The following is a 10744-nucleotide window of genomic DNA, read 5'->3' as shown; positions in this document are numbered from 1 at the left end:
GGGAGTAAGGGGCAGACGAGACGCAGCCTCGTCTGCCCCTTACTATTAAAAAGCGACAATGTCATTGCGAGTGAAACGAAGCAATCTCACTTTTTAAGTAAACAACCTCTCTATTCAGTAAGCAACCTCACTGTTCAGTAAACAACCCCGTATGGTGCGGTTGCAGAACTTTCAGTTTTCAGCTTTCAACTCTCCACTCAATTAGTATCTGTCCCAGAACGCCGGAGGCTCAACCCCAAGACTTCTTAAGTAAACATAAGCCTGCGCCCGGTGATGAATTTCATTGTCCAGGAAATAGAAGATGTTTCCCCAGATCGTGCCTTCATATTGCCCGAACGACAATATCCTGTCATGAAATTTGTCAACCGGAATTTTTACCAGATTCTCGAGAAGCTCCGCAGTGTTTTTATCCCAGATCTCAAGAGCTTCAGCTTTGCTCGTAGCCGTAACGGCATGACCGGCAACATCACCTGCTACTCCTCCGGCCATTTCGCGGACTCCACCGGTGCTTACATCCATCATTTCCTGGATGAGTTGGGCCGCTGGCCTCATTCCGCCAATAGAATACTCAAAAAATTCTTTTTCAGGAAAGGCTTCGATCAACTTGCGAGTTAATCCACGATGGCCGCTCCAGTGTGCTGCCAGCTCTTCTGTTGTGATGATTGCATTGATTTTTTCTGTCATTTCCAGGGTGTTCATACGTTTGATTTTTAGTTTATATATCAAAAGTATGAGCGGCTGGTGACAACAGTATGTCAGCAGGAATTCGGAGATAAAATAAATTTTGTTGGGGTTTGGGTGGGGAACTGCTAACGTGGCCTCATTAGATGCTATCATTTGATCCTATCATTGCTAGGAATTTCTGACCTCACATCTGAATTTGTTCCCGGAACTTTCGTTTGAATTTTTAGCTCGATTGTTCCTTGCCTTTCTTCCTTCTTCTCCCATATTTTTCCCACTTTTGCGCATTACGTTTTTTGGTTTAGTTAAAATATTATGAACAGTACCCTGGCAGAGTTTAGAAATTTGGTTGGAACCAAGTTTGAGATGTATAACAGTTTATTTACCTCTCTGCCCTTCCATCGTGTAGAAAAGACCGGCATTCTTCTTTCCTTATTTCTTTTGCATTGCGAAGAAGGTTTCAAGAATGAGCAAAGCCCTGCAGACATCATCGAGTCGTTCTTTCGCCAGTATACCAGCTACCGGGACGAAAAAGATCAGTTAGATCTTCTGTTCCGGTTTATCCAGTATTCGGAACGGCAGGTAGTGCTGTTTGATGCTTTGGAAGATGCGGCATTCAGTGCAACGCACGATATGAATGGCTCCGGTACCTTAAAGCAGCTTCAAACGGAGGTGATCCAAAATAACGCTGAGAAGCAACTGTCCGGAAAGCTGAAAGATTTTTCCGTAAGGATGGTGCTAACTGCCCATCCAAACCAGTTCTATCCAAGTGCCGTGCTGGGCATCATACATGACCTCGGGAAAGCCCTTCAAAAAGACGACACTGTACTGGTAAATACTTATCTGCAGCAGCTGGGGAAAACCCCTTTCTTCAACAAGAAAAAACCAACTCCATATGATGAGGCTGTTAACCTGATCTGGTTCCTCGAGAATGTATTTTATCATTCAGCGGGTAATATTCTTTCCTTTCTTCACAGTGCTTTTCCTGATGCGGTTAAAGGGCAAAATCAATTGATCAGGATGGGATTCTGGCCGGGAGGCGACCGGGATGGAAACCCTTTTGTAAAAGCCGATACAACCTTAAGAGTTGCCGAGGCCTTAAGAGGAAGCATCATCAAATGTTATTACCGGGAAGTCCGCCTGCTTAAGGGGCGTCTTACATTCCAGGGAGTAGATACCCTACTTGCTACTTTGGAAGAGCGCCTTTACAATAATTTGTTCATACCGGGTTACAAAGCAGACCTTTCAAAAGAAGAAATTGTAAGTACGCTGATAGAGATCAGAGATATCCTTATAGCAAAGCACAATAGCTTATTCCTCAGCAAGGTGAATAACCTGCTGAATAAAGTGAATTTGTTCGGGTTATTTTTTGCTTCGCTGGACGTGCGGCAAGACAGTTCTATTCATTCCGAATTGGTGGAGCTGATTGCAGATAAAACTACTGTATTACCTAAGAACTATAAAACCCTTTCGCCGGAAGCAAAGATCAAGGCTTTACAAAATATAAATTCATTGGTAGTCGATACCGACATTGCCAAAGATGCTTTTGAAACGCTGCTGGCTATTAAAACTGCCCAGAAGTTTAACGGTATAGAGGGCTGTCATCGGTACATTATAAGCCATACAACCAGTGCAGTAGATGTGATGGAGGTTTACGGCTTATTTTTGATGTCCGGGTGGAAAAAGGAGCATTTAAGCATTGACTTTGTTCCATTGTTCGAAACTATCGGCGATCTGAGAAATGCAGCTAAAGCGATGACTGTTCTTTATCAGAATGAGGCATATCAGGAGCATTTAAAACGCAGAAATAAAACGCAGACCATCATGCTTGGCTTCTCTGATGGAACCAAGGACGGCGGTTACCTGATGGCTAACTGGAGTATCTACAAAGCCAAGGAAGAATTAACTCGTATTTCCAGAGAATACGACGTAGAGGTTGTGTTCTTCGACGGCAGGGGCGGTCCGCCAGCTCGCGGAGGAGGCAAGACTCACCAGTTTTACGCCTCGATGGGACAGAACATAGCAAACAAGGAAATCCAGTTGACGATACAGGGACAAACGATCAGCTCCAATTTTGGCACCAGGGAAGCTGCGCGATACAACACGGAGCAGCTGATGCACGCGGGGATCAGTAATGGACTGTTCTCCTCCAGGACGACGACGATGAGCAAATCTGAAGAACAATTACTGCAGGATCTATCTGATGAGAGCTATGAGGCATTTATTGTGCTAAAGGAAAACCCTGATTTTCTGGAATACCTAAACTTTGCCAGCCCGCTGCGTTATTATGCCGAAGCAAATATTGGAAGCCGGCCTTCAAAACGTAAAGCGGGAAAGCTCAATCTGAATGATCTTCGCGCAGTACCTTATGTGGGTGCATGGAGCCAGCTTAAACAAAATATTCCCGGTTATTACGGCGTTGGTCTGGCCTTTCAGAAACTGGAGAAAGAAGGAAAGTGGGATCAGATCATGGATCTCTACCAGAACTCCCTGTATTTCCGCACGCTGATGGGAAATTGCGAAATGGCGATGAGCAAGTGCTTCTTTCCGCTGACAGCATATCTTTCAAATCATCCCAAATATGGAGTGCTATGGAACATGTTCCATGACGAATATGAACGCACAAAGAAGTACACCCTCCTGCTTACTGGAAAATCAGAACTCATGGCAGAAAGGGAAACCGACCAGCTGTCAATTCAAATGCGTCAGCGCATTGAACTTCCGCTGATAACAATTCAGCAGTATGCCTTAACCATGATCCGCGAAAAAGGAAGTAAGGCTGATGCGGCAGAAATGAAAATATTCGAGAAACTGGTGATGAGATGTTCTTTCGGGATTATTAATGCGGAGAGGAATTCGGCGTAAATAGAGCCACGTATCAAGAACCAAGAACCAAGATAGAAAGTCGGAAGTTTTTCCTTAGGTCGGGACAACCGCAAACTGTTCGTATATATCGACCTCCTGAATCCCTTTTGCAGTTAACGCGCCAATTTGTATATTTAGGTACATCTAACTAAAGCCTTATGAAATACAACTTTACATTCTCCCTCGCCTTATTCCTATGTTTTTCCATTACACTGCTTGCGCAGGATAAGGAGTACATGATCACTGGTTCCGTTAAAAAATATCCTTCCGGCGCGATGGCCTATCTCCAGTACAAGGGACTCACCGGAATAGTAAAAGATTCTGTTTCTATTGTAGGTGGTAATTTTGCGTTCAAAGGGAAAATAGATGAACCGAGGCCGGCGAGTATCAGTATACACGAGCCGAACAAAAAAACTACTGCTCAGAATCACGTTAATTTCTTCCTTGAACCCGGGAACCTCATGGTTGCCGGAAAACAGATGCTTTATAATGCAATCATAACGGGAAGCCCGGCTACGTCAGATAAAAAAGACTTCGACAAACTTATGGCCGGTCAACGTTTCACTCAACCAGGCAAAGTCACCGTGACTCAGACCACCCGGGTAGTAGCCGTGCCGGCCGGATCAATGCCACCAAGTGGTACCATGTCGCAAGGCAGAGGAGGACCTGCCTCAGGAACCTTAGTAAGCCAGCGGACAATAAACGATATAAATGATTTGCCATATGAAGTCCAATCAGCCATTAGAGAAATGAACGAGCAAGGCAAAGAAAAAGCTGTGCAGTTTATTAAGGATCATCCCAACTCATTCGTGAGTATGTATGCATTAAATTCGCTGTGGGTTGCAAAACGGATAACGTACCTCGAATATGTTTCCATAAGCAATGCTCTTGCCCAGGCTCTTATGCAGAGCAATGAGGGGAAGGTAATGTTTGTACAATAGTCTGGTTAGCAATTGAGGGGTGCCTTTAGCCGGCAAGCTCTGCGAGATCACTATCCAGCATCACTTTATGTGATCTGATGTGGTAAATCTTATTTATTACAGTATTATCTGCAACAATATTTTCATTTTGTTTCACAGGCATAATCGAACGTACTGAATCCTGATGAAAACAGCAGCCCTCAACGGTTGCAGCTTTAAAGCTCTACTTCCTGAATAGTCCTAAGGCGAGATTAATAAAATAGAGCAGTTGTCCAGGTACCGCTAGGATGACGGGACTTAAAATACTGACGGTGAAACCTGTGGATTCTATTGTGCTGCCTTCAATTCCGACAGAGGTTGTCATTCCCGTGGTGATCGATATAATAAATGTTACAGCTCCGGCTAATGTAAGCAGCACATGGATCCATGTTAATTTGATCGAGTTTAAGAAGCGTGCTGTGAACAGATAAATGATCCAGATAGTGATTAAAATGCCTGCAGCGAATTGAATAAAAGGAGCCAGGGGTGTTATAAAATACGTATCGCTAAGGTTAAGCTCCCCGTAAGGCTTGGTCACGAAAAACGAAATTATTAACAGCAGTAGTCCGCAATAAAGCAGGAGATTATAAGGTTTGTTTTTGATTCCCATTTGTTACCAGTTATATGGCCGGGCGGAGATTCGTGCACAATAGCGAAATGTTTATATGAGCATTCTAATTTCAGTCCGACTCTAAGGAGCAATAGCCTTATTCGATTTTTAATTTTTAGTTTTCAGTTCTCAACCGTTCCTCCTTTGGCATCGTTTCTGCTAACTATCCCTAAATTAAACTATTAATCATGAAAGCAATAATCAAAAGCACCTTAATTTTAGGTTTCGTGGCGGTCTTCGCGGCTTGCTCTCCTAAGACAACAATGACAACTCCTACTGTCTCCCGGGGAGATGTTTCCGGAAAATGGATGGTAACAAATGTGGCTATGCAAGGCTTCCCGGCGGGTACTTCTGCAGGAAAAGTATTCGATATGGCCAATGCTCAGGATTTTCAGGGCAGTACCTGGGATCTGAACGGGGGTGGTACGGGTTCAATTAGCTTAACTAATGGCGCTGTTCAACCAATTTATTGGTCGGTTAATAAGACGACAGCAATGCGAACCTTTCAATTTAAGAAACTGATGGATGGTCAGAAAGCTAAAGATGTAGATACAGGATATTCACTTGAGTTCGGTGATATCGCAGGCGGAACAGCAGTTTTTAAAACTCCGGTAATGTTATCTGGCGGGCAAACAGCGTATATTAATTTGACGTTTGCGAAGCAGTAATTGAGTTTTAAGTTGTAGGTTATAAGTTGTAAGTTTTGCACAGCGACAGTCATGGCTGTAAAATTATACGCAGCGTTTAGAGACTTATAACCTACTACTTAAAACTTACAACTTCTTGCCATGTTACCAAATTGTAATTTTAACCCCCATCCCTTGTATTATTCGAGTTTTTCTCTGTTATTTGTATTAATAATTAGAAACACCCATACTATTAAAGATGAATAGTTTAAACTACCAGACACACACAGGAACTGTGGGCCACGCGGCTTATCAGGCAGGTTGTGTACGTAGTAATTTCAGCACTGAAAAGTTAGTATTGCGGTTCCGACGACCCTTTATGCCGCGGACTTGATCTTGGCATCAACCTCATATTGACCGGTTAATTCTTTCCGGTTCCCAAAATCATTGATTTTATTCACAAAACGAAAGACTAAAAACGTAGTCTTTTTTCCGCCTCAAAGCCGGATTTTTTTCTTCAAAATACATGAAAGAAAACGAATTTGTTGTCGTACCGGCAACAGAACAACATACTAATTACGCAGAGCAGATATGCGATGAGATGGCAGAATCTGCCAAAGCAAGAGGTACCGGCATTGCAAGGAGGACTCCTGACTATATAATCCAAAAAATGCTCGAAGGTAAAGCTGTTATTGCTTTGCATGAAGATGGCACCTGGGCAGGATTTTGCTATATCGAAACATGGAGCCATGGTACATTTGTGGCTAATTCAGGACTTATCGTCAATCCACAATACAGGAACAGAGGTCTGGCTAAGCTGATCAAAAAATCTGTTTTTGATCTATCGAGACAAAAATATCCTGATGCAAAAATATTCGGTCTCACTACCGGGCTTCCGGTGATGAAGATCAATTCTGAGCTGGGCTATGAACCGGTAACCTATTCCATGCTTACGCAGGATGAGGATTTCTGGAAGGGCTGCCAGAGCTGTGTGAATTACGATATCCTGAAGATGAAGGAGCGTAAGAATTGCATGTGCACCGCGATGCTTTGGGATCCTGAAGAAAAGGCAAAAGAGATTGAGCAGAAAATGAAGGAAGCAGAAGAGAATAAAAAGAAGGCAAATGAGGAACGTTTGAGCAAAGTATCCCGTAAGCAAACGCTTCTGGAAAGAATAGAAGAAACATTACGCAATTCATTAAAAATGATTGCTACGATGAGTATTGCAATTGTTAACTTTTACATAATTAAATGATGAAGAAGAAGGTAGTTTTAGCTTTCAGCGGAGGTTTAGACACTTCCTTTTGTTGTATTCACCTCGCAAAAGATCGTAACCTGGAAGTTCATTCGGTGATCGTGAATACGGGAGGTTTCTCTGAACAGGAATTGAAGGAAATAGAAAAACGCGCCTATGCACTTGGCGTCACTTCTCATTCGGTGGTTGACGAAACAGAGAATTATTACGAAAGCTGTATCAAGTATCTGATCTTCGGTAACGTGCTTAAAAATGCGACCTATCCATTATCGGTAAGTGCGGAGCGGGTTAGTCAGGCAACAGCGATTGCTAATTATGTAAAGAAAATTGGTGCTGATTACGTGGCCCATGGCAGCACAGGTGCCGGCAATGACCAGGTTCGTTTTGATATGATCTTTAATATCATGATTCCCGGAGTTGAGATCATCACTCCCATCAGAGATCTGAAGTTAAGCCGCGAGGCGGAGATCGAATATCTGAATAAGCACGGTGTTGAATATACATCCGAGAAAGCACGATACTCTATCAATAAGGGGATCTGGGGAACATCGGTTGGCGGAAAGGAAACTTTAACTTCTAATCAAACACTTCCTGAAGAGTCATGGCCTACACAGGTTTCTGAAACGAAGGAAAGAGATATTGAGCTAACTTTTGAAAAAGGTGAGCTGGTGGGAATAGACGGTGAGAAATTGACATCTGTTAAGGCTATTCAGAAATTGCAGGAAATCGCACAGCCTTACGGTATCGGCCGGGATATCCATATTGGTGATACTATCATTGGGATTAAAGGCAGGGTAGGATTTGAGGCTGCTGCTCCGATCATAATTATCAAGGCGCATCATACTCTTGAAAAACATACATTAACCAAATGGCAGTTGAGCTGGAAAGATCAATTGTCGACCTTTTATGGCAATTGGCTGCATGAAGGACAGTTCCATGATCCGGTTATGCGGAACATGGAAGCATTTTTAGCGGATACCCAGGAAACAGTTTCCGGGAAAGTATTTGTTAAACTTTTTCCTTATCGTTTCCAGGTTATTGGAATTGAATCGGAACACGACCTGATGTCGAATAAGTTTGGCAGCTATGGTGAAATGAATAACTCATGGTCGGGAGAGGATGTAAAAGGATTTTCGAAGATCTTTGGCAACCAGACGATGATCTATCACAGAGTAAACGAGAAAAAATAAAGGACCTGCATGTAATCCCGAGTTTAACGAGGGATCTGCGTGTTTGGATCTTGGCACAACATACAAACGGTTTAGAAACCTGAAGATCCCTCCCCGCTCTGTGCGGGTTCGGAATGACATAAATGAACACATTGTGAATAATAAGATAAAAGTTGGTATAGTAGGCGGTGCTGGATACACAGGCGGAGAACTGCTCAGGATATTAATCAATCATCCTGAGGTAGAAATCTTGTCTGTTCATAGCAACAGCAATGCGGGAAATCTCATTTCTGATATTCACACCGATCTGTTTGGTGATACCAGCTTGAAATTTACTGATAGTCTTTCGCAGGATATTGATGTTCTTTTTCTTTGCGTAGGACATGGCGATGCGAAGAAGTTCCTGAAGGTAAATGAGATTGCTGATTCTATTAAGATCATCGATTTAAGCCAGGATTTCAGGTTAGCCGAAAGCTCAAAGCTGAAAGCCGAAAGCGTGAAGCTGAAAGCGAGAAGCTTTGTGTATGGTTTGCCAGAGCTGAACAGAGAAAGGATTAAGGCGGCAAGTAACATAGCTAATCCGGGCTGTTTCGCAACGTGTATTCAGATGGCTTTACTACCATTAGCCGCAAAAGGGCTGTTAACCGCTGAAGTTCACATTAATGCGACGACTGGATCAACCGGCGCCGGACAAGGGTTGTCTGCAACCTCTCACTTCAGCTGGAGAAATAATAACCTCTCGGTATATAAGGCGTTTGAACACCAGCATTTAAATGAAATTGGAGAATCGTTATCTCAATTACAGACTAGCTTTAACGGAAAAGAATCGTTGCTGTTTGTCCCTCAAAGAGGTGATTTTACCAGAGGTATTTTCGCTTCCATTTATACAGAAAGTGATTTGACGATAGATGAGGGATACGACATTTACGAAAGTTATTTCAAAGACCATCCTTTCACACATGTTAGCAGGAAGAACATTGACCTTAAGCAGGTAGTAAATACTAATAAATGCCTTATTCACCTTGAAAAGCATGGTAATATGATTTACATAGTCAGTATTACCGACAATCTTCTTAAGGGAGCGAGTGGACAAGCTGTTCAAAATATGAATTTGATGTTTGGGATTGAAGAGACGACCGGGTTGAGGTTGAAGGCGGCGGCTTTTTGAGTTGGACTGCAAACTCACCGTTTAATAACTTTTCAAGTGGCATTGAAAGGTAAACTTTAAGTTGAAGGGCTTTCGCTTGAAGCGGAAAGCATAAAGCTTAAAGCAATGAGAGATTACAAAAAATTTGATGTGTGGAAGAAATCACACCAATTGACACTATTAATTTATCATGAGATATTGCCAGGTTTTCCTAAGCATGAGATTTTTCACCTTGCCTCCCAGACTAAGAGGGCGGCATACTCTATTCCGATGAATATAGCTGAAGGATCTGGCAAGAATACTGATAGGGATTTTGCCAGTTATTTAGATATAAGTTTAGGCTCAGCGAATGAATTGGAATACTGCTGTTTGTTAGCGAAAGATCTGGACTATTTATCCGATGAAAAACATTATAGAGTTAATAATCAGATCAATCAAGTAAAAGCAATGCTGATTGGACTAATAAAAGTTATAAGGAAATCGAAATAAAGCTTTTCGCTTTGAGCTTTCCGCTAAAAATTAATTAAGATGAAGCTTTTTGACGTATACCCACTTAACGATATTGAAATTGTAAAAGCCCAGGGAAGTAGAGTGTGGGATGAGAAGGGGAATGAATACCTGGATCTATATGGAGGGCATGCAGTTATCTCCATCGGCCACACCAACCCGCACTATGTAAAACGGTTGACAGATCAACTTGGGAAAGTTGGCTTCTACTCTAATTCGGTTAAAATCCCATTACAAGTCCAGCTGGCTGAAAAACTAGGTAAAGTATCCGGTAAGCCCGACTACCAACTTTTCCTATGCAGCTCCGGTGCTGAAGCTAACGAGAATGCATTAAAGCTTGCTTCGTTTTACAATAACCGGAAGAAAATAATTGCTTTTAAAGGGGCTTTTCACGGCAGGACGTCTTTGGCAGTTGCTGCTACGGATAACCCAAGGATCGTTGCCCCGGTTAACGAAACGGACAATGTTATTTTCCTTCTTCATAATGATGAGGCTGCCTTAGAACAGGCTTTCAATGATCACGGCAATGAGATCTCGTCGGTTATTATTGAAGGTATTCAGGGTGTAGGCGGAATCAAAGTAGCTACAGAAAGCTTCCTACAGAAGATCAGGAGTTTATGTGATCAGTATGATGCGGTTTTTATTGCCGATAGCGTTCAGTGCGGTTATGGAAGAAGTGGCAAATTCTACTCTCACGACTACGCTGGAGAGGATGCCGATATCTATACAATGGCAAAAGGCATGGGAAATGGGTTTCCAATAGGAGGTATTTCTATTGCACCTAAATTTAAGCCATGGCATGGAATGCTCGGAACTACTTTTGGCGGTAATCACCTTGCTTGTGCTGCGGCGCTTGCAGTGCTTGAAGTAATGGAGCAGGATAATCTGATGAAGAATGCCGAAGAAGTCGGAAACTACCTGATCA

10 protein-coding genes are annotated in these 10744 nt (G+C 42.7%); 8 read left to right on the top strand and 2 right to left on the bottom strand.

Features of this window, described 5'->3' with window-relative positions:
* Window positions 1–201 precede the first annotated feature (201 nt).
* Entirely contained in the window at window positions 202–699 is a 498-nt protein-coding gene (locus WKF69_RS00375) for a DinB family protein (protein ID WP_340378540.1), read from the bottom strand.
* A gap of 297 nt (window positions 700–996) precedes the next feature.
* Between WKF69_RS00375 and WKF69_RS00370 the strand changes: the two genes are divergently transcribed.
* Window positions 997–3546: a phosphoenolpyruvate carboxylase gene (locus WKF69_RS00370; protein ID WP_340378539.1), complete on the top strand. Its 2550-nt coding sequence runs from the start codon at window positions 997–999 to the stop codon at window positions 3544–3546.
* A 158-nt stretch (window positions 3547–3704) separates the two neighbouring features.
* Window positions 3705–4487 (top strand): DUF4369 domain-containing protein, encoded by a 783-nt coding sequence (locus WKF69_RS00365; RefSeq protein ID WP_340378538.1) that lies wholly within the window; start codon window positions 3705–3707, stop codon window positions 4485–4487.
* 202 nt (window positions 4488–4689) lie between these two features.
* Here the strand turns inward: WKF69_RS00365 and WKF69_RS00360 are convergent, their stop codons facing one another.
* Window positions 4690–5115 carry a hypothetical protein gene (locus WKF69_RS00360; RefSeq protein WP_340378537.1) on the bottom strand — a complete coding sequence of 142 codons (426 nt, stop codon included), beginning with the start codon at window positions 5113–5115 and terminating at the stop codon, window positions 4690–4692.
* 188 nt (window positions 5116–5303) lie between these two features.
* Between WKF69_RS00360 and WKF69_RS00355 the strand changes: the two genes are divergently transcribed.
* The 6 genes from WKF69_RS00355 to WKF69_RS00330 form a co-directional block, all read left to right on the top strand.
* Window positions 5304–5783, top strand: a complete 480-nt coding sequence (locus WKF69_RS00355; RefSeq protein WP_340378536.1) for a hypothetical protein — start codon at window positions 5304–5306, stop codon at window positions 5781–5783.
* Window positions 5784–6267: 484 nt separating this feature from the next.
* A complete protein-coding gene (locus tag WKF69_RS00350; protein ID WP_340378535.1) occupies window positions 6268–6996 on the top strand; it encodes a GNAT family N-acetyltransferase in 729 nt (242 codons plus the stop codon).
* Window positions 6996–8186, top strand: a complete 1191-nt coding sequence (gene argG / locus WKF69_RS00345; protein ID WP_340378541.1) for an argininosuccinate synthase — start codon at window positions 6996–6998, stop codon at window positions 8184–8186. Before WKF69_RS00350 ends, argG begins: the two co-directional genes overlap by 1 nt.
* Window positions 8187–8319: 133 nt before the next feature.
* The gene (gene argC / locus WKF69_RS00340; protein ID WP_340378534.1) at window positions 8320–9333 is read left to right on the top strand and encodes an N-acetyl-gamma-glutamyl-phosphate reductase; all 1014 of its coding nucleotides are present in this window, start codon (window positions 8320–8322) and stop codon (window positions 9331–9333) included.
* A 105-nt stretch (window positions 9334–9438) separates the two neighbouring features.
* Window positions 9439–9801, top strand: a complete 363-nt coding sequence (locus WKF69_RS00335; protein ID WP_340378533.1) for a four helix bundle protein — start codon at window positions 9439–9441, stop codon at window positions 9799–9801.
* Between the two features lie 39 nt (window positions 9802–9840).
* Window positions 9841–10744: aminotransferase class III-fold pyridoxal phosphate-dependent enzyme (locus WKF69_RS00330; RefSeq protein WP_340378532.1), on the top strand; the 904-nt coding region annotated here is incomplete at its 3' end.

The organism is Daejeonella sp. (assembly GCF_037719425.1).
Taxonomy (GTDB): domain Bacteria; phylum Bacteroidota; class Bacteroidia; order Sphingobacteriales; family Sphingobacteriaceae; genus Daejeonella.
This window is presented reverse-complemented; position numbering and strand designations above follow the sequence as displayed.